We start from the raw sequence: 19,549 nt of genomic DNA, 5'->3' as shown, positions 1-19,549 counted from the left end.
CATGAGACAATTTTTATTCATATTAATAACCTTAACTTTTTTTTCTTGTCAACAAACATCAGAATCAAAAGAAAAAAATGCTGTTAAAACCACTACTTATTATTTTATAAGACACGCAGAAAAAGATCGTTCTAATCCTTCAAATAAAAACCCTAATTTAACTATTGAAGGTCGCAAAAGAGCTAAAAAATGGAGTGACATTTTTAAGCACATTACATTTGACAAAATATATTCAACTAATTATAACAGAACTATACAGACAGCTCAACCAACTTCCAATAAACAAAAAATTCCCATTCAATTTTATAAGCCTAATGAGTTGTACAGTAAAGAGTTTATTAATAATACTAAAGGAAAGACCGTTTTAGTGGTTGGACATAGCAATACAACTCCTTCGTTTGTCAATAAAGTTTTAAATGAAGAAAAATATCAAAATATAAACGACTCTGTTAATGGAAACCTTTATATAGTTACCATAAAAAATCAATCTAAAACAGATTATTTGTTAAGCATTCAATAATATAATTAGTAACTTTGCCCTAATGCAAAAGAAAATAAACATTCTTAATAAAAAGGCTAAATTTCAATATGAAATTTTAGACAAATATACTGCTGGAATTGTCCTAACTGGTACCGAAATTAAATCCATTAGAGACAGTAAAGCTTCTATTGCCGAAAGTTTTTGCGAGTTTAATGATCGTGGCGAATTATTTGTAATCAATATGACTATACAAGAGTATGTTTTTGGTAATTATTATAACCACAAACCTAAAGCAGAACGTAAATTATTACTTAACAGACGTGAGCTTAAAAAGTTAGAAAAAGAAGTCAATACGTCTGGCTTAACTATCATACCACTACGCTTATTTATTAATGAAAGAGGTCTTGCTAAGCTAGATATAGCCTTAGCTAAAGGTAAAAAGCTTTACGATAAAAGAGAAACTATTAAAGACCGTGATAACAAGCGTAATCTAGATCGTATCAAGAAAATTTATAATTAATTTAAGTCTCTGACAATTACATAATTCAGTAAAAAAAATTATGTTTGGCTTTATATAGGCAACCATTTAAGTAAAAATGACGTCTATACTATAAAACCAACATAATGAAAAAATCTTTACTTCTATTACTTTTATTGTTTTGTATTAAACTTTCTGCACAAGTTGTAGGAACTGTAACATCCAAAGAAAACCAACCACTTGCGGTAGTCAATATTTTTGTTGAAAACACACGTAAAGGCACAACTACAAACAACGACGGTTATTACCAATTAGATATTAAAAACACAGGAAATTACACTGTAGTGTTTCAATATTTAGGATTTAAAACACTAAAAAAGACTGTAACCATCAATAGTTTTCCTTTTACATTAGATGCTGTTTTAGAGGAAGAAGATATTAGTTTAGACGAAGTTTTGCTTGATGCAAAAGAAGATCCTGCAATACAAATTATTAGAAACACGATTGCCAAAAGAAAAGAAAACCTAGAAAAATACAATACGTATACTGCTGACTTTTATTCCAGAGGATTATTACAACTTAAAGATGCACCAGAAAAGATTTTTGGACAAGAAATTGGAGATCTTGAAGGTAGCTTAGACTCGACTAGAAGTGGAATTATCTATCTTTCTGAAACCATTTCTAAACTAGAAAAATTATCGCCAAAACCTTTAAAAGAAACCATTACTGCTTCTAAAGTTAGTGGTAACAGCAATGGTTTTAGCTTTAATAATGCAACAGATGTCGACTTTAATTTTTACGAAAACACGATAAGTCTTGAAACAGAAATCGTCTCTCCAATTGCAGACTTTGCCTTTAATTATTACAATTACAAGTTAGTTGGAACGTTTTATGACGATTCAGGACATTTAGTTAATAAAATTGAAGTTTTGCCAAAGCGTAAAAACGACAAAGCGTTTGATGGTTTCATTTACATTGTAGAAGATCAATGGAGTTTATTTGGTTTAGAACTTAACATTACTGGACAACAAGCGCAAATTGCACCTGTAGATTTATTCACAATAAATCAGTCCTTTTCTTATTTTGAAGACGAAAACGTTTGGGGAAAAATTTCCCAAATATTCGATTTTACTTTTGGTTTTATGGGCTTTAATGGTAGCGGACGTTTTACCGCAGTGTATAGCGATTATGATTTTAATCCTAACTTAGATAAGAACAATTTCTCGCGCGAGATTCTATCATTTAAAGATAACGCCAACAAAAAAGACAGCTTATATTGGCAAGAAAAACGACCTGTACCACTAACAGATGCCGAAGTTAAAGACTACATCAAAAAAGATAGCATACAATTGGTTAGAGAATCTCAGCCTTACTTAGATTCGGTAGATCAAGCAGAAAACAAATTTAAACTTGGTGATATTTTAGGCGGTTACACGTATAAAAATTCATTTAAAAAGAAACGTTTTTCAATTTCATCTCCAATTTCAGCAATTCAATTTAATACTGTTCAAGGTTGGAACGGAACAATAACCGCAAATTATACAAAACGCTATAAAGACAGCGAAAAATATTTCAATATAAAATCTGATATCAATTATGGATTTGCAGACGATAGATTACGTGGTACAGGAACTATAAACTATAGATTCAACAATAAAAATCGTGCATTTGTATCGCTTTCTGGAGGTAGTAAAGTAGAGCAATTTAACCCTAGTTTATACACGTTACCGCTTTTAAATACGTCATATTCTTTATGGTTCGAAAAAAATTATTTAAAGCTTTACGACCGTAGTTACGTACAAGCAAATTATAGTCAAGAGTTAGTCAATGGACTTCACTTCTACTCTAATTTAAGTTACAATAACCGTAAATCGCTTTTCAATACTACAGATCAAGCTTGGTACCCAAAAGCAGACAGAGTATATACCAGCAACAATCCTGTAAATCCTACTGCTTATGGCGTGTCTTCTTTTGCAAATCATCATATTTATAAATTAAATTTAAACACACGTATTAATTTTGGTCAAAACTATTTGAGTTACCCTAACGGAAAATACAACATCCCAAACAGTAAAATTCCGACGCTATTTTTAGGTTACGAAAAAGGGTTTGGCAGCAGCATTAGCAACTACAATTTTGATTTATTTAAAGCGCAATTATATCAAAATGTCAACTTAAGCAACAAAGGAGATTTAACTTACTATTTAAAAGCTGGCGTATTTAATAATGCAGATAATATTGCGTTTATAGATTACCATCACTTTAACGGTAATCAAACCAATATTGTTATGGATGGTAATTATATAAACAGCTTTAAAATCTTACCATATTACAATTTAAGTACCAATAACAATTATGCCGAAATCCATGCAGAGCACAACTTTAAAGGTTATATTTTAAACAAAATCCCTTTAATAAATAAACTAAACTACAATTTAGTATTAGGCTACAACGCTGCATTAACTAAAGAAAACAAGCCTTACAACGAGTTCTCGATAGGTTTAAGTAACTTAGGTTGGGGAAAAGTTAGGTTTTTACGTGTAGATTACGTGCGCGCTTATTCTGGAAGCGGATTGGTTAATGATACCTTTTTGTTTGGGTTTAGTTTTTAAATGAAACTTACGCTGTAAATATAGATTTGATATTGAATAAAAAATCAATTAACTTCGTTTGATAATGGATAAGGCGAATTGGAAATTTGCTTTATCTTTTCATTAGCAAACATTACTCAGCAATATGAAAAAATATGAAAGGATAATTAGAATTAATTGGGGTTTTGAAAACTATCTTTATTCTAATTCATTTTCTATAGATAAAATTGGCTACTACAATTCTAAAGTTTTTTTAAACGAAAAGGAACTTAAAACACCTGAGAAATTATACAAGTTTTATGGAACTTCCAAATATACATTGGAAGCTTTGAAAAATCAATATTTACACTTTTCTAGTCCAAGAGATTTTAATGATCCTTTTGATTGTATGACTAATCGTGAAAGTTATATAATGAAAGGAGGTAAAGGAATAGCAGAACATCGAAATAGTATTGGAATTTGTTGCTTTGCATTGACTAACGAGAATCCTTTAATGTGGGGACATTATACAAATAATTATCAAGGTATTTGTATAAAGTTTAAAAATAACAAATTATTGAAAAATGAAAACGTAGCAATTAAAAGTCACGTATCCTATTTAAAAGATTATCAACCCGCAAATGATGAATTATGTCAACGCTTGAGAGAAATTGATGAATTTGAAATTTCACAATCTGACAAAGACTTTATAAAAAAAATTTCAACAATGCTTTTTGAATATTGTTGGAAATACTATGATTGGAAATATGAAAAAGAGTATCGAGCGATTTCATTTGGTAACCTAGGTTTTAATAGAAAATTATCATTCGAAATTGAGGATGTTGAAGAAATTTATATTGGAAACCGTTTAGAAAAAAAGAACCCTGTGTTTTACAAAGAATTAATTTCAATTTTGAAAAACAATTACTCAGAAGTAAGGTTATTCAAAGTAAAACCAAACCCATTAGTAGTTAAACTTGAATTTGAAGAGTTTAATATTTGAATAAAAAACGATTTGCTAACACCGTGTATAATTAATTGCTTTGTTATAGCCTACTTACGAATATTCCTGCGGAATATTCTATTCGGTTTTTATTTGCTAAACTAGTTGCTTAAACCACGCAACTAACCATACACAAACACGTTAAACGAACCTTCCAAAAAACTATTAAAAACCTAATTCTTATCCTCCAAAAGCGGTACAAATCTAAACTCGCCAAACTCAGTTTTTTCAAATTCGGTTTGACCTTTTCTAACAAAAAGTGTCATGGTTTGTACGTTATCTCCTACAGGGATTACTAAACGACCATCAATTTTAAGTTGCGCTAACAATGGTTTGGGTACAAATGGCGCGCCAGCAGTAACAATAATACTATCAAAAGGTGCTTCTTCTACCAATCCTTTGTAGCCATCTCCAAAAATTAACTTTTTAGCACGATAGCCTATTTTTGGTAAAAAACGACTGGTTAGTTTAAATAATTCGTGTTGTCTTTCTATACTATACACTTTAGCGCCAAGTTCACATAACACAGCAGTTTGATAACCACTACCTGTACCAATTTCTAAAACTTTATCGCCACGTTTTACTTGCATTAATTCGGTTTGAAATGCTACCGTATAAGGTTGCGATATGGTTTGATCTGCCGCAATAGGAAACGCCTTATCTTGATACGCATGATCCAAAAAACTAGAATCCATAAATAAGTGTCTTGGTATCTTACCAATAGCATCTAAAACATCGTTATTAGTAATACCTTTTGCTTTTAAAACTGCTACTAGTTTCTGTCTTAATCCTTTATGTTTAAACGTATCTTTCAAAATATGGGCTAGTTTAGAAGGCTAAAATTACTTTAAAATTTTAAAGCTCAAAATAAAAATTTTCAATTTATAAATTCTTCTTAAATCAAAGATTTAATTATCAAATTCATTTAAAAAACTGTTTAAAAAACTTATTTTTGTTAAAAACAGAATAATCTATGCTTAAAGCTGGTGTATTAGGTGCTGGTCACCTTGGAAAAATTCATTTAAGACTACTTAAACAATCAGAAAAATTTGAATTAGTAGGTTTTTACGATGCAGACCAAGAAAACGGTAAAAAAGTAGAAGCTGAATTTGGCTACAAATATTTTGAAACTATAGAACAATTAATAGACGCTGTAGATGTTGTAGATATTGTTACACCAACATTATCGCACTTTGACTGCGCTAGACAAGCCATTAAAAAAGGCAAACATATCTTTATTGAAAAACCAATTACTAACACTGTGCAAGAAGCCGAAGCTATTAGAACTTTGGTTGCAGAACACGGTGTAAAAGGTCAAGTTGGTCATGTAGAGCGTTTTAACCCTGCATTTACAGCAGTAAAAGACCAATTAGATAGTCCAATGTTTATTGAGGCACATCGTTTGGCCGAATTTAATCCGCGTGGTACAGACGTACCTGTGGTTTTAGACTTAATGATTCACGATATAGACGTTATTTTAAGCGTTGTAAAATCTAAAGTTAAAAACGTATCTGCAAGTGGTGTTTCGGTAATTAGTGACACACCAGATATTGCAAATGCGCGTATCGAGTTTGTTAACGGTTGCGTTGCCAATATTACAGCAAGCAGAATTTCACTTAAAAACATGCGTAAAACACGTTTTTTCCAGCGTGATGCATACATTTCGGTAGACTTTTTAGAAAAGAAATGTGAAGTCGTAAAAATGAAAGACGCACCAGAACAACCTGGCGATTTTGATATGATTTTACAAAATGCCGAAGGTATTAAAAAGCAAATCTATTTTGACAATCCAGAAATATCAGCTAACAACGCCATTTTAGACGAGCTAGAAAGTTTTGCCAACGCCATAAACACCAATACAACACCAGTTGTAACATTACACGATGGTACAGAAGCTTTACGTGTAGCCACAATGATTATCGATCAATTTTAAACTAATTTATAATTTAAAAATTTCGCTTTCGCGGAAATAAAATTCAACATACAAACATGAAACATGTAGCAGTTATTGGCGCAGGAACAATGGGTAACGGTATTGCCCATACCTTTGCCCAATCAGGATTTAAAGTTAATTTAATAGACATTAGCGACGCGTCTTTAAAAAGAGGTATGGATACCATTGCAAAAAATTTAGATCGCATGGTCGCTAAAGAAAAAATTACAGAAGCTGATAAAGCTGAAACTTTAGCAAACATCACTACTTTTACAACTACAGAAGATGGCGTTAAAAATGTAGGTTTAGTTGTAGAAGCAGCTACCGAAAATGTAGACTTAAAACTTAAAATCTTTAAGCAATTAAGTGATGTTTGTCCAGAAGATACCATCTTAGCTACAAACACATCTTCTATTTCTATCACACAGATTGCTGCTGTAACCAACAGACCTGACAAAGTGATTGGTATGCATTTTATGAATCCTGTACCAATCATGAAATTAGCAGAAATTATTAGAGGTTACAACACGACAGATGAGGTTACAAATACGATTATGGAATTATCTAAAACCTTAGGTAAAGTTCCTGTAGAAGTTAATGATTATCCAGGTTTTGTTGCCAATCGTATTTTAATGCCAATGATTAACGAGTCTATCGAAACGTTATACAATGGTGTTGCTGGTGTTAATGAAATTGATACTGTAATGAAGTTAGGTATGGCGCATCCAATGGGACCATTACAATTAGCAGATTTTATTGGTCTTGATGTATGTTTATCTATCTTAGAAGTGATGTACAACGGATTTAAAAACCCTAAATATGCACCTTGCCCATTATTAGTAAATATGGTTCGTGCAGGAAAATTAGGTGTAAAATCTGGTGAAGGTTTTTATGATTATTCAGAAAGTAGAAAAGCTGAAAACGTTTCAAAACAATTTAGTTAATTAAATAATAATCAGACAATAAGGTAAAATCAACTAAAGTTGATATTTACCTTATTTTGTTTTTGTTTATGAGTAAAATTTTACCATTTAAAGCTGTAAGACCAACAAGAGACAAAGTAAGTCTAGTTGCTTCAAGATCGTACCAAAGCTATACGCAAGCCGAACGTGAAGCAAGATTAGATTATAATCCGTTTTCTTTTTTACATATTGTTAATCCAGGTTATAAATATGATAAAGAAATTTCTGGAGAAGCTAGATACAATCTTGTAAAAAATAGGTACTTAGAGTTTAAAGAAGATGGTATATTTATTCAAGATCAATCACCATGTTATTACATTTACAAAATTGTAGACAGAGATGATCAAGAATTTAATGGTATTGTTGCAGCTGCAAGTGTTGAAGATTATAACAACAACATTATAAAAAAACACGAAGATACCATTGCGTCTAGAGAAGTTATTTTTAAAGATTATTTAAAAACAGTTGGGTTTAATGCAGAGCCTGTACTACTTACCTATCCTAAAAATAATACCATTAGTGCGATTATTAAGGAAAAACAAAAGGAACGTGCAGAGTTTGAGTTTACTACAACTTACCGTGATACGCATTACCTTTGGTTAATTGATAATCCAGAAGACATCAACGCTATTAGCGATACGTTTAGCAACATAAAAACATTATATATTGCAGATGGACATCATAGATCTTCGTCTTCAAAATTACTTTGTGAAGATTTAAAATCTAACAATCTACAACATACAGGAAACGAAACTTATAATTACTTTATGAGTTATTTAATCTGTGAAGAAGAATTAAAAATTAATCAATTTAACCGCTTGGTAAAAGATCTAAACGGATTATCTAAAGAAGAATTTTTAATTCAACTAGATACGATGTTTAGAATAGAAAACAGAGGTATTATGCCTTATCAACCTTCTAAACAACATCATTTTAGTATGTATTTGGATGGCGAGTTTTATTCGTTGTATTTAAGAAAATCTAATTATATTTTTAATACCGCTTTAGATCAACTAGATGCGCAAATACTATACAAAACCATCTTAGAACCTATTTTAGGCATTACAGATTTAAGAAACGATAATCGCATTATGTATTTAAGCGGTAAAAAAGATATTGTAAATTTAAAAAGTATGGTAGATAGTAACACTTTTAAAGTTGGCTTTGGTATGATTCCTGCAACTATTGAGCAAATGAAACTTATCGCAGACCAAAATCTAACAATGCCACCAAAAAGCACATATATAGAACCTAAATTAAGAAGTGGCGTTACTATTTATGAGTTTTAATTCAATTTAATCTATGAGCATAAAACATAACTTAGATACTATAAAACAAACATTACCAGATCATGTTACACTTGTAGCTGTATCTAAAACAAAACCTGTAAGTGATCTAATGGAAGCTTACAACGCTGGACAACGCATTTTTGGAGAAAACAAAATCCAAGAAATGGCAGATAAGTACCAAGAAATGCCAAAGGATATCAAGTGGCATATGATTGGTCATGTACAGCGTAATAAGGTAAAATATATGGCAGAGTTTGTAGATTTAATTCATGGTGTAGACAGTCTAAAACTACTAAAAGAAATAAACAAACAAGCCTTAAAACACGATAGAATAATTAACTGTTTACTTCAAATTAAAATTGCTGAAGAAGATAGTAAGTTTGGGATGCGCATTAAAGATGCTGAAGAATTATTGCTTTCTGAAACCGTTTCAGAATTAAAAAACATAAACATCGTTGGTCTTATGGGAATGGCAACATTTACAGATAATAAAGACCAAATAAAAGAAGAGTTTTTACGCTTAAAATCTGCTTTTGAAGATTTAAAAACAATACAAACTTCAAATTGCAACTTGCAAACTATTAGCATGGGCATGAGTGGCGATTATAAATTAGCTATAGAATGCGGTAGTACAATGGTTCGCGTTGGAAGTAGTATTTTTGGCGAAAGAAATTATAATAATTAAAAGATATATTTCTATTTATACGATAGTCGACATAGAAACTACAGGCGGTAAATACAATGAAGAAGGTATTACCGAAATTGCTATTTATAAATTTGATGGGCATAAAGTTGTAGATCAATTTATAAGTTTAGTCAATCCCGAAAGAGAGATTCAACCTTTCGTGGTTAATCTTACTGGGATTAATAGCAATATGCTTAAAAATGCACCTAAGTTTTATGAGGTTGCTAAACGTATCGTAGAAATTACCGAAAACACCATATTAGTAGCTCACAATGCAAAATTTGATTATCGCATACTTCGTACAGAATTTAAACGATTAGGTTTTGATTACGAACGTGAAACGCTATGCACTGTAGAGCTTTCTAAAGATTTAATTCCAGATCAAAAAAGCTATAGTTTAGGCAAACTTGTTCGCGCTTTAGGAATACCAGTAAGCGATAGGCATCGTGCAGCGGGAGATGCAAAAGCGACGGTTAAATTATTTCAGTTGTTATTAGATAAAGACACTAATAAAAACATTATACAAGAGTCCGTTAGAAAAGAGCCTAAATTTCAAATGGAACCAAGATTAATAGATATAGTGCAAGATTTACCTAGTGAAACTGGCGTGTATTACATTCATAAATCGGACGGAGAAATTATTTACATAGGTAAAAGTAAAAACATAAAAAACCGCGTTAATCAACATTTTACAGGCACAAATCCAAAGTCAAAAAAAATACAAAGTTTAGTTGCTGCAGTTACTTTTGAAAAAACAGGAAGCGAATTAGTTGCGCTTTTAAAAGAAAGTGAAGAAATTAAAAAAACAAAACCCGCTTTTAATAGAGCGTTAAGACGTAACATTTTTACGCATGCACTTTACAGTTTTACAGACCATAAAGGTTATATAAATCTAACTATTGATAAAGCCTACAAAGATAAAGCTAATATTACAACGTTTAGTAATAGGCAAAGCGGTAAACACTTTTTAGAAAAAGCTATAGAAGACTATAATCTTTGCCAAAAACTTACAGGTATTTATAAAACCAACACAAGCTGTTTTAACTACGAATTAAAAAAATGTGAAGGCGCTTGTATACAACAAGAATCTGCAGAAGACTACAATAACCGCGTTAATCAATTATTAAAAAAACATAGTTACGACCAACAAAATATGGTGATTATAGATCGAGGTCGTGATGTTGACGAACGTAGCGCTATTTTAATAAAAAATGGCATTTTTAAAGGATTTGGCTTTTACAGCTTAAACTATCAAATTAATAATTTAGATATTTTAGAATCTATTATCACACCAATGGAAAATAATAGAGATCAACAACATATCATACAAAGCTATTTAAGACGTAATAAGCGTTTAAAAATCATTCAATTACCATGAGGAAATTATCATTACTAACCTTTCTAACCTTTTTATTTACTAACCTCCTATTTGCTCAAATTCAATTTAATTCAGAAAACATTAATGTTACCAAATCAGATTTAAAAAAAAATACTTTTGAGCAAGATACCACAGCAAATGCTATTGTTTTATATGAGTTTGGAAACGCTTACATAGACGATGATACATTTGATTTAGTTTTTGAATACAAGAAAAAAATAAAAATCTTGAATCGAGAAGGTTTTAAATACTCAAATGTAAGTGTAAGACTATACAATTCTGATAGAAATAAAGAAAAAATAGAAAAAATTAAAGGCTCTACAACAAATCTTGTTAACGGAAAAATTAAAAGAATCAATCTAGAGTCTTCTCAAATATTTGAAGACAAAATTGATGAAAACAACACTTTGGTAAAATTTACATTACCAGATATTAAAGAAGGTTCTGTAATTACATATACATATGAGCTTAGAACTCCTTTTATCTATAAATATCAACCATGGTATTTTCAAGAAGACATCCCTAAATTGTATAGTGAATATATAACTAGTATTCCTGGTAATTATGATTATAATATAAAATTAGTGGGAGATTTAAAACTAAAAACTCATGATATGAGTTTGGACAAATATTGTATTGAAGTTAATAATGGCGGTTCTGCTCATTGCACTGTAGCTAAATATATTATGACTGATATTTCTGCTTTTAGGGAAGAAAGTTATATGCGTGCAGCTTCAAATTACCTTTCTAGAATTGAATACGAATTAAAAACTATTAACAAATTTGATGGTACAGTAGATAACATAACTAAAAGCTGGGAGACTGCTGATAGAGAATTAAAAACTGATCAAGATTTTGGAAGACAATTAAAAAAATCGAGTTTAGTTAAAAAGTTAATTCCTGAAGACGAAATTTCAAAACAAAATTCATCATTAAAAAAAGCTAAATTGATTTATGATTATGTTAAGAACAACTACACATGGAATCATAAACATCGTGTTTTTAAAGATATCTCTGTTAAAGACGTAATAGATGAAAAATCTGGCAACACAGCAGAAATTAACCTTCTTCTTTATAATTTATTAAACACCCATGATTTAAAAGCAAACCCTATATTATTAAGTACTAGAGATCATGGTGTAGTAACTAAACTTTTTCCTGTAATTTCAGAGTTTAATTACCTTATTATAAAATTAGAAATTGAAGGCAAAAATTACTTTTTAGATGCTACAGATAAAGATTTAGTTTTTGGTCAAATTCCGTTTAAATGTCTTAATGATTATGGTCGAGAAATAGATTTTGATAATGGTAGTAAATGGATTGATTTAGAACCTCAAACAAAATCATCTATATATCAAAAGTCTGATATAACAATAAACGACGACTATACATTTAATGCAACAATAAACATACAAAGTTTAGGCTATAAAGCTTTAGATATTAAAAGAGAATTTAATAAAAATAATCAAAAGTATAAAGACTACTATATACAAGCATTTCCAGATTTTACATTTGAAAATATTGATGTAGTAATTGATGAAGCTACTTTAGAAGTCAATGAAACTTTAACTTTTTCTGGACCTGTAAATGTAATTGGTAATAAAGTTTATTTTGACCCATTTATTTTTAAAAATTTCACCGAAAACCCATTAAAATTGCAAGAAAGATCTTATCCTGTAGATTTTGGCTATGAAGATATGTATACAAATAGAATTAAAATATTTTTTAGCGATGATTTTGTAATCAACGATATTTCTAAGGAAAATACAAAACAGTTACCTCAAAGTTCTGCTCTTTCAATTTTTAAATCAAAAGAAAATAATGGATTAGCTGAGTTTTATTTTAAAGCTAACTTTTATGAAAAAAGTTATCATCACTTATTTTATAAAGACTTAAAGTCATTTTTTGATAATTTAGTAGATTTACAATCTAACTCAATATTAGTTTTAGAAAAAAAGAGTTAATTAAATGATAAACATTAACAAACAAAATAACTGGAAAGAGAAACTTCATGAAATTATTTATGAAGCAGATACACCTGCCGGAAAATTGTTTGACATTATTTTACTACTTCTAATAATTACAAGTATAATTTTGGTTATGCTTGAAAGTGTAGAAGAGTTTGCTGCAAAATATATCGATTTTTTAAATGCTGCAGAATGGGTCATAACCATACTTTTTACTATAGAATATATTGCACGTATTACAGTAGTAAGTCAGCCTAAAAAATACATTTTTAGTTTTTACGGAGTCGTAGATTTATTATCTACAATTCCTAAATATTTATCCTTTTTTATACTCGGGTCACACTCGTTAATAGCCTTTAGAGCATTACGATTAATGCGTGTATTTAGAATTTTAAAACTAGCACGATATGTTGGTGAGTCTAATAACCTAATTAAAGCGCTTAGAGCAAGTCGTGCAAAAATAGCTGTATTTGTATTTTTTGTGCTTATAGTTTGTGTTATTCTAGGCGCTGTAATGTATATAGTAGAAAGTGGTCAAGATAGCGGCTTTACAAGCATACCAAGAAGCGTGTACTGGGCAATAGTTACACTTACAACTGTAGGTTATGGCGATATTGCTCCTGCTACTGCATTAGGACAATTAATTTCTTCAATAATAATGATTATTGGTTATGGTGTTATTGCTATTCCTACAGGAATTGTATCTGTAGAATATTCTAAAAATTATAAAGAGAACACACAAACCGTAAAAAAACCAACAGTAAAACAAATAAGAACAAACACACAAACTTGTAGTAATTGTCTTGAAACAGACCATGATAACGATGCTAATTTTTGTAAAACCTGCGGTAATAACCTTCATTAATTTTGAACAATAAAAAATTTTTAATTTCTGTTGTTGGTCCTACAGCAATTGGCAAAACAGCGCTTAGCATAAAATTGGCAAATTATTTTAACACTGAAATAATTTCGGCAGATTCTAGACAGTTTTTTAAAGAAATGAGTATTGGTACTGCTGCTCCAACAGAAGAAGAATTAGCTGCTGCTCCACATCATTTTATTCATCATAAATCCATTACAGAAGATTATAATGTTGGTGCTTTTGAAAAAGAAGCGCTAAAAAAAATTGAAGAGCTACATCAAAAGCATGATATAGTAATTATGGTTGGCGGCTCAGGTTTGTATGTAGATGCTGTGACAAAAGGATTAGATTATTTTCCTGATGTAGATCCAAAAATTAGAGAACAACTTAATTATACACTTGAAAAGGAAGGTTTGGAAGCGCTTCAGCTTCAGCTTAAAAATTTAGATATAGTTGCTTATAATACAATTGCTATTGATAATCCACATCGTGTTATTCGTGCTTTAGAAATTTGTATAGGAACAAACAAACCATATTCTTCGTTTTTAAATAAAGAAAAAAATAAAAGACCATTTAAAACAATTACAATTGGTCTAACAGCAGATAGAGAGGTTATTTACAATCGTATTAACAAACGTGTTGATATTATGGTTGAAAATGGTTTAATTGATGAAGTTAAATCTTTAATTGAACATAAACATTTAAACGCATTAAATACGGTTGGTTATAAAGAAATCTTTAACGCTTTAGACAATACTTGGTCATTAGACTTTGCTATTACTGAAATTAAAAAAAATAGCCGAAGATTTGCTAAACGACAATTAACCTGGTTTAAAAGAAACAACGACACACTTTGGTTTGACTATTTAGCTCCTTTAGAAAAAATTATAACGTCCATAAAAAATACTATGTAGTAAAAAAAAAGGTCAGCTAATCATTAGCTAACCTTTTTTATTGTAAATTAAACTAAAACTAGTCTTTATTAACTACTAATCTAAATCCTTCTCCGTGAATATTTAAAATTTCAACATTAGGATCTACTTTTAAATACTTTCTAAGTTTAGCTATGTAAACATCCATACTTCTAGATGTAAAATAGTTATCATCTCTCCAAATTTTTGTTAAAGCAAGTTCACGAGGCATTAAATCATTCTCATGTAATGCTAATAAACGTAGTAATTCGTTTTCTTTTGGCGATAGCTTAATTGGCTCGTCTTCTTTAAACGTAAGAAATCTTAATTTAGAGTTTAAATGAAAATCTCCAATAGTAAATTCAAATTGTTTACTATCTGCTAAAGAGTCTGTTGCTTTACGTTGCATGATAGCTTTAATTTTCATTAAAAGTACTTCGCTATCAAAAGGTTTATTTAAGTAATCGTCTGCTCCTACTTTATATCCTTTAAGCACGTCTTCTTTCATAGCCTTTGCTGTAAGGAAAACAATAGGAATATCTTCGTTTTTTTCTCTAATTTCTTTAGCTAAAGTAAAACCATCCTTATAAGGCATCATGACGTCTAAGATACATAAATCAAAATCACCTCTTTTAAATTTTTCGAAGCCTTCCATACCGTTTTTGGCATGTGTTACTTCGTAATCATTCATAGTTAAATAATCTTTAAGGACAGTTCCAAAATTTGGATCGTCTTCTACTAATAGTATTCTTTTTTGTACTTCTTCCATAGTTTTTATGATATTAACGGAAGTTTGATTGTAAACGTACTTCCTTTGTCTTTTTCACTTTCTACCGATATGTGACCTTGATGGTCTTCTATTATTCTTTTTACATAGGCTAATCCTAACCCATGACCTTTTACATTATGTATATCTCCTGTATGCTCTCTATAAAATTTTTCGAACACACGTTTTTGTGCTGATTTGCTCATACCACTTCCATGGTCTTTTACGTGCACTAAAATATTATTACCTACAACTTCTGTTGTTACTATTATTTTTGGTGCTTCTGGAGAATACTTAATGGCATTATCCAGAATATTTACTAATACATTTGTAAAGTGAGAGTCGTTTGCTAAAACAGAGGTTTTGTCTGCATTTAGATTAACGGTTATCTCTCCGCCTCTATCTTCAATTATTAGCTCTACGTGCATTATTGCTTCTTCGACTAATTCATGCAGATCTACTCGTTCTTTACTTATGTTTAGTTCATTTTTTTCAAGTTTAGATATTCTTAAAACGTTTTCTACTTGTGCGTGCATACGTTTGTTTTCTTCACGTATCATTCCTAAATAACGTAACACTTTATCTTTATCTTCTAATATTTTAGGGTTTTTTATAGAATCTAATGCCAAATTAATTGTTGCTATTGGCGTTTTAAATTCGTGCGTCATGTTATTAATAAAGTCTGTCTTTATTTGTGAGATTTGACGTTGTTTAATTAATTGATAAAGTGCACTTGAGTATGCTAAGATAATTACCGATGTAAATACTATTGATAATATTAGCATAGTCATAATTGAAGAAAGAATAAACTCTTTACGATCAGGGAAATTAACTAGTAGTCTATAATTGTTTTTATCATTTTTGTTTAAAAAAATTGGTACACTAAAGGTAGCGCCTTCATTTTTTTCAAAATCTTCTGTTTTTACTTTTGTTGCTAATTCGTTACTGTAAATGGCAAATTCGTAATCTATATCTATATCGTCTTCTAATAGTTTTAAACTAAGAAGTCTATTAATTTCGTCTACTGTAACACGCTTGTGTATTGGTCTTCTATATGCAAACTCTTCGTAAGAGTTTTTAGAGAAGACTTCTGCATATTCTTTTGTACTAATTTCTGATAAAAGTGCTGTTAGGCTTGTACCTCCTTCAACTAAATTATTATCTACTACTTTAGTTTCTTTTTCGCTTAGTATTCTTTTTACGTTTATACTATCTAAACCTATGTCAAAGAGCGCAGACGATAGTTTAAAATTTTCTTCTAAAATACCGTTTCTGTAAATTAGGGTTTCGTTATTATCTCTATTTTTTTGCTCTACATAAAAGTTTAAAATTGCAGTTGTATCTGCTTTTGTTCCGCTTTCTTGTATAGATTTTGTAACCCAAAAAAGATGTTTATTATACTCTTGATCTTCTATTGTTTTAGAAACATAACTTAATGCTTTTTTTACATTAAAATTAAATTGCTCTTCTGTGTTTCTAAGAGAATTGTTGATATAGTAAGCCTGCACTAATATTATCCCTATCAAGGACAGGCTCATTAAGACAACTAAAGCAAGAAAAACTCTTTTGTTCATCACCCAAAATTAAGATTTTAACATTTACCCTTCCTTGCTTTTAACCTTACATTAACAAAAATGTTAAAATTTAGTCTTTTTGTAGTTTTTGTAACAGATTTTCATGTATTTGTAGTACTTGGGCTTTAGCTTCTTCTAGATTTATATTTTGAATTACATAATCTGAAAGCTTAATTTTTTCTTCATCTTTCCATTGGTTATTCATCACAGATTTTACTTTTTCTTTTGATGCACTATCTCTAGACATGACTCTTTTTAGTCTAACTTCTTCTGGTGCTGTAACCGTTATTATGTAGTCATATTTTTTATAGCTACCGTTTTCAAAAAGGATTGCTGCTTCACTAATTACATAAGGCGCTTCTTGTTTTTTTACCCATCTTTTAAAGTGACTAGCTACTTTTGGATGGACAATAGCATTCATTTTTTGTAATAAATCTTTATTGTTAAAGATTTGTTTTGATAAAAAATCACGATTTAATTTTTCGTTTTGATAAGCATTATCACCAAACAGAGCTATTAATTTTCTTTTAATTACTTTAGACCGATTCATAAGCGCTTTTGCTTCTGTATCTGCAATATAGATTGGCACACCTAACTCTTTAAAAAAGTTAGCTATTGTGGTTTTACCACTTCCTATTCCGCCAGTTAATCCTACTAAAGTTTTCATTGTTGGGTTATGATAAATTCTATTTGTTGCTCTTGTAGCCTAACATTTTTTATGTTATTTGGTTTAGTAACAATTTTGGGTATTAAATATGATTTATTTTTTGAGTTTTTGTAATCACATTCTATTTTAAAATCTTCTTCAGAAATTGAATTAAAATTATCGATTGTTGTAGCATATTTAACTGTTAATTGTTTAGGAAAGTAATTGATTTTTATATGATCTGGCACATTAACAATTGTTATAGGTAGTGTTACAATACCTTCGGTAAACTTTGAAACTTCTATTTTAAATTGAACTTTATTAGCTTCTATTTTAACATCATTACTAATACTATCTACAACCAAATCTACTAGTGTATTGACATTTGATTTTAAATCTTTAAAATCTTTATGTTTAGTTTTTACATAATTTATATCTTTTAATAAACTAGCTGGACCAATTATTTTAATAGAATCTGGGTTAACTTTAACGTTATCTAAAGTATTAAAACCTTGTGCATAAGTTATATTAAAATCTGTTTTTACAGGAATCTTTTTTATTTGGTTAACATCGTATCTAAATATTAGACTATCTGGATTTACGTTTACAACCTTGACATTTTTACCAAATTGCTTGCTAATATTTGAAAATCCTTTTTTTTCTGTCCAAATTAAAGTTGAATCTTTTAAAATTACATCAGATTCTAAATCGACTTCAACTGTTGGTTTATTAATTGCATACCTTAACCATTTAAAACCATAAGTGTCTAAAGTAATTTTTAATTGATTAGATGTGTCGTTTAAAATAACCTGAGTTTCTTTAGCATTTGTAGGCTTTACTTTAAAAACTAAAGTACCTTGATAATTTTGTGATAATTTAGATAATATTAAAATGGTCAAAGAAATAATAAAAAAAAGCACAAAAACATTAAGTTTTTTACTTTTAAATAATTGTGATATTTTATTTTTAATTGGACTCATTTATGGTTTAAAAAATAAACTAGGAAATAGATTTTCTGGCTTTTTACTACTTAAAGATAATATTATAGTTGACTTTAAAAAACCATATCCATAACCAAAAAACTGAATTATAATTGCTAATACACTTTTAATAGCAACCATTAAATTTTTTGTCTTTAAAATAGCTAAAATAAAAGCAACACTAAAATATAAAACATAAGCTAATATTGGTAAATAAACGTTTGATATAGCTAACACTATTGAAAATAATAAACCTAGAATAAACACACTTGGAAACCAATAGGTAATTTTTTTTGTTGAAGGATGCCATAAATTTAAGATTGGTCTTACCGACCCAAACTTATATACTTGTTTATAAAATTTAGACCAAGATATACGACGTTTATGATAGACAAATGCTCCTGGTATAAGTTTGGTTTTATAACCCAAGTTCCATAATCTAATGGATAAATCAGGATCTTCACCAGGATGGATATTTCCAAAACCGTTAGTATCCAAAAACCCTTTTTTAGATAATCCCATATTAAAACTTCTTGGCTGAAATTTGTCTATAGATTTTTTATTTCCTCTAATTCCTCCTGTAGTAATTACAGAAGTCATACTAAAATCTATTGCTTTTTGAAGTGATGTAAAACTTTTATGTGCAGCATCTGGACCACCAAAACAATCTACATAATCTTTTACTAAACTATTTTTTACTTCAATTAAGTAATTTGATGGTAAAAGGCAATCGCTATCTAATATAATAAAGTAATTACCTTTTGCTTTTTTCATCCCGTAATTTCTTGAATCTCCAGGACCAGAATTTGGTTTAAAAAAATATGAAATATCCAAAACTGACTGATACTTACTAATCACCTCTTTAGAGGTTAAAGTAGAACCATCTTCAATAATAACAACCTCAAAAGGGATATCTCCTTTTAATTTAGAAAAACTTTGTAGCAGTTCTTCTATTTCATTTGGGCGATTATAAACTGGAATTATAAATGAAAAATCTAACTTCATAAAACAAAAGTAAGTTAAACCCATAAAAAAAGCCACCTAAATAGGTGGCTCTTTTATTA

General features: G+C 29.6%; 18 protein-coding genes. 12 read left to right on the top strand and 6 right to left on the bottom strand.

The window, feature by feature from the left end:
• Position 1: 1 nt before the first annotated feature.
• The 4 genes from H574_RS0101135 to H574_RS0101120 all read left to right on the top strand — a co-directional run bounded on the left by H574_RS0101135 (position 2) and on the right by H574_RS0101120 (position 4,532).
• Positions 2 to 520, top strand: a complete 519-nt coding sequence (locus tag H574_RS0101135; RefSeq protein ID WP_027878775.1) for a SixA phosphatase family protein — start codon at positions 2 to 4, stop codon at positions 518 to 520.
• Positions 521 to 542: 22 nt separating this feature from the next.
• Positions 543 to 1,001, top strand: coding sequence for an SsrA-binding protein SmpB (gene smpB / locus H574_RS0101130; RefSeq protein ID WP_027878774.1), 459 nt, complete (start codon positions 543 to 545; stop codon positions 999 to 1,001).
• A 104-nt stretch (positions 1,002 to 1,105) separates the two neighbouring features.
• Positions 1,106 to 3,571 carry a DUF5686 and carboxypeptidase regulatory-like domain-containing protein gene (locus tag H574_RS0101125; protein WP_036226887.1) on the top strand — a complete coding sequence of 822 codons (2,466 nt, stop codon included), beginning with the start codon at positions 1,106 to 1,108 and terminating at the stop codon, positions 3,569 to 3,571.
• Between the two features lie 124 nt (positions 3,572 to 3,695).
• Positions 3,696 to 4,532 (top strand): DUF2971 domain-containing protein, encoded by an 837-nt coding sequence (locus H574_RS0101120; protein WP_027878772.1) that lies wholly within the window; start codon positions 3,696 to 3,698, stop codon positions 4,530 to 4,532.
• 173 nt (positions 4,533 to 4,705) lie between these two features.
• Here H574_RS0101120 and H574_RS0101115 read toward each other — a convergent pair whose 3' ends face one another.
• Positions 4,706 to 5,347: a protein-L-isoaspartate(D-aspartate) O-methyltransferase gene (locus H574_RS0101115; protein ID WP_027878771.1), complete on the bottom strand. Its 642-nt coding sequence runs from the start codon at positions 5,345 to 5,347 to the stop codon at positions 4,706 to 4,708.
• Positions 5,348 to 5,505: 158 nt separating this feature from the next.
• Between H574_RS0101115 and H574_RS0101110 the strand changes: the two genes are divergently transcribed.
• The 8 genes from H574_RS0101110 to miaA all read left to right on the top strand — a co-directional run bounded on the left by H574_RS0101110 (position 5,506) and on the right by miaA (position 14,522).
• Entirely contained in the window at positions 5,506 to 6,465 is a 960-nt protein-coding gene (locus tag H574_RS0101110) for a Gfo/Idh/MocA family protein (protein ID WP_027878770.1), read from the top strand.
• A 56-nt stretch (positions 6,466 to 6,521) separates the two neighbouring features.
• Positions 6,522 to 7,409 (top strand): 3-hydroxybutyryl-CoA dehydrogenase, encoded by an 888-nt coding sequence (locus tag H574_RS0101105; RefSeq protein ID WP_027878769.1) that lies wholly within the window; start codon positions 6,522 to 6,524, stop codon positions 7,407 to 7,409.
• A gap of 68 nt (positions 7,410 to 7,477) precedes the next feature.
• Positions 7,478 to 8,716, top strand: a complete 1,239-nt coding sequence (locus H574_RS0101100) for a DUF1015 domain-containing protein (protein WP_027878768.1) — start codon at positions 7,478 to 7,480, stop codon at positions 8,714 to 8,716.
• 13 nt (positions 8,717 to 8,729) lie between these two features.
• The gene (locus tag H574_RS0101095) at positions 8,730 to 9,401 is read left to right on the top strand and encodes a YggS family pyridoxal phosphate-dependent enzyme (RefSeq protein WP_027878767.1); all 672 of its coding nucleotides are present in this window, start codon (positions 8,730 to 8,732) and stop codon (positions 9,399 to 9,401) included.
• A gap of 13 nt (positions 9,402 to 9,414) precedes the next feature.
• Positions 9,415 to 10,779 carry an exonuclease domain-containing protein gene (locus H574_RS0101090; RefSeq protein WP_027878766.1) on the top strand — a complete coding sequence of 455 codons (1,365 nt, stop codon included), beginning with the start codon at positions 9,415 to 9,417 and terminating at the stop codon, positions 10,777 to 10,779.
• Positions 10,776 to 12,743, top strand: a complete 1,968-nt coding sequence (locus tag H574_RS0101085) for a DUF3857 domain-containing protein (protein WP_027878765.1) — start codon at positions 10,776 to 10,778, stop codon at positions 12,741 to 12,743. The genes H574_RS0101090 and H574_RS0101085 overlap by 4 nt, the downstream gene beginning before the upstream one ends.
• A 4-nt stretch (positions 12,744 to 12,747) precedes the next feature.
• On the top strand, positions 12,748 to 13,611 hold the full coding sequence (locus H574_RS0101080) for an ion transporter (protein ID WP_027878764.1): 864 nt from the start codon (positions 12,748 to 12,750) through the stop codon (positions 13,609 to 13,611).
• Positions 13,612 to 13,613: 2 nt separating this feature from the next.
• Positions 13,614 to 14,522 (top strand): tRNA (adenosine(37)-N6)-dimethylallyltransferase MiaA, encoded by a 909-nt coding sequence (gene miaA, locus H574_RS0101075; RefSeq protein ID WP_420864507.1) that lies wholly within the window; start codon positions 13,614 to 13,616, stop codon positions 14,520 to 14,522.
• 58 nt (positions 14,523 to 14,580) lie between these two features.
• Here miaA and H574_RS0101070 read toward each other — a convergent pair whose 3' ends face one another.
• From H574_RS0101070 to H574_RS0101050, 5 genes are all read right to left on the bottom strand, one after another.
• Positions 14,581 to 15,288, bottom strand: a complete 708-nt coding sequence (locus H574_RS0101070; RefSeq protein WP_027878762.1) for a response regulator transcription factor — start codon at positions 15,286 to 15,288, stop codon at positions 14,581 to 14,583.
• 5 nt (positions 15,289 to 15,293) lie between these two features.
• A complete protein-coding gene (locus H574_RS0101065; protein ID WP_027878761.1) occupies positions 15,294 to 16,859 on the bottom strand; it encodes a sensor histidine kinase in 1,566 nt (521 codons plus the stop codon).
• Positions 16,860 to 16,929: 70 nt separating this feature from the next.
• Positions 16,930 to 17,526, bottom strand: coding sequence for a dephospho-CoA kinase (gene coaE / locus H574_RS0101060; protein ID WP_027878760.1), 597 nt, complete (start codon positions 17,524 to 17,526; stop codon positions 16,930 to 16,932).
• Positions 17,523 to 18,485 carry a CdaR family protein gene (locus tag H574_RS0101055; RefSeq protein WP_051169802.1) on the bottom strand — a complete coding sequence of 321 codons (963 nt, stop codon included), beginning with the start codon at positions 18,483 to 18,485 and terminating at the stop codon, positions 17,523 to 17,525. The genes coaE and H574_RS0101055 overlap by 4 nt, the downstream gene beginning before the upstream one ends.
• The gene (locus H574_RS0101050) at positions 18,486 to 19,490 is read right to left on the bottom strand and encodes a glycosyltransferase family 2 protein (protein WP_027878758.1); all 1,005 of its coding nucleotides are present in this window, start codon (positions 19,488 to 19,490) and stop codon (positions 18,486 to 18,488) included.
• Between the last annotated feature and the right edge of the window lie 59 nt (positions 19,491 to 19,549).

Origin of the sequence: Mesoflavibacter zeaxanthinifaciens DSM 18436 (assembly GCF_000422365.1) — a bacterium.
Taxonomy (GTDB): domain Bacteria; phylum Bacteroidota; class Bacteroidia; order Flavobacteriales; family Flavobacteriaceae; genus Mesoflavibacter; species Mesoflavibacter zeaxanthinifaciens.
This window is presented reverse-complemented; position numbering and strand designations above follow the sequence as displayed.

What these genes read in the sequence shown, in the direction of transcription:
- H574_RS0101065 (WP_027878761.1), bottom strand. Translation starts at nt 16,859, where the DNA reads ATGAACAAAAGAGTTTTTCTTGCTTTAGTTGTCTTAATGAGCCTGTCC.
- smpB (WP_027878774.1), top strand. Translation starts at nt 543, where the DNA reads ATGCAAAAGAAAATAAACATTCTTAATAAAAAGGCTAAATTTCAATAT.
- H574_RS0101110 (WP_027878770.1), top strand. Translation starts at nt 5,506, where the DNA reads ATGCTTAAAGCTGGTGTATTAGGTGCTGGTCACCTTGGAAAAATTCAT.
- H574_RS0101055 (WP_051169802.1), bottom strand. Translation starts at nt 18,485, where the DNA reads ATGAGTCCAATTAAAAATAAAATATCACAATTATTTAAAAGTAAAAAA.
- H574_RS0101125 (WP_036226887.1), top strand. Translation starts at nt 1,106, where the DNA reads ATGAAAAAATCTTTACTTCTATTACTTTTATTGTTTTGTATTAAACTT.
- H574_RS0101095 (WP_027878767.1), top strand. Translation starts at nt 8,730, where the DNA reads ATGAGCATAAAACATAACTTAGATACTATAAAACAAACATTACCAGAT.
- coaE (WP_027878760.1), bottom strand. Translation starts at nt 17,526, where the DNA reads ATGAAAACTTTAGTAGGATTAACTGGCGGAATAGGAAGTGGTAAAACC.
- H574_RS0101120 (WP_027878772.1), top strand. Translation starts at nt 3,696, where the DNA reads ATGAAAAAATATGAAAGGATAATTAGAATTAATTGGGGTTTTGAAAAC.
- H574_RS0101050 (WP_027878758.1), bottom strand. Translation starts at nt 19,490, where the DNA reads ATGAAGTTAGATTTTTCATTTATAATTCCAGTTTATAATCGCCCAAAT.
- H574_RS0101080 (WP_027878764.1), top strand. Translation starts at nt 12,748, where the DNA reads ATGATAAACATTAACAAACAAAATAACTGGAAAGAGAAACTTCATGAA.
- H574_RS0101105 (WP_027878769.1), top strand. Translation starts at nt 6,522, where the DNA reads ATGAAACATGTAGCAGTTATTGGCGCAGGAACAATGGGTAACGGTATT.
- H574_RS0101100 (WP_027878768.1), top strand. Translation starts at nt 7,478, where the DNA reads ATGAGTAAAATTTTACCATTTAAAGCTGTAAGACCAACAAGAGACAAA.
- H574_RS0101070 (WP_027878762.1), bottom strand. Translation starts at nt 15,288, where the DNA reads ATGGAAGAAGTACAAAAAAGAATACTATTAGTAGAAGACGATCCAAAT.
- H574_RS0101085 (WP_027878765.1), top strand. Translation starts at nt 10,776, where the DNA reads ATGAGGAAATTATCATTACTAACCTTTCTAACCTTTTTATTTACTAAC.
- H574_RS0101135 (WP_027878775.1), top strand. Translation starts at nt 2, where the DNA reads ATGAGACAATTTTTATTCATATTAATAACCTTAACTTTTTTTTCTTGT.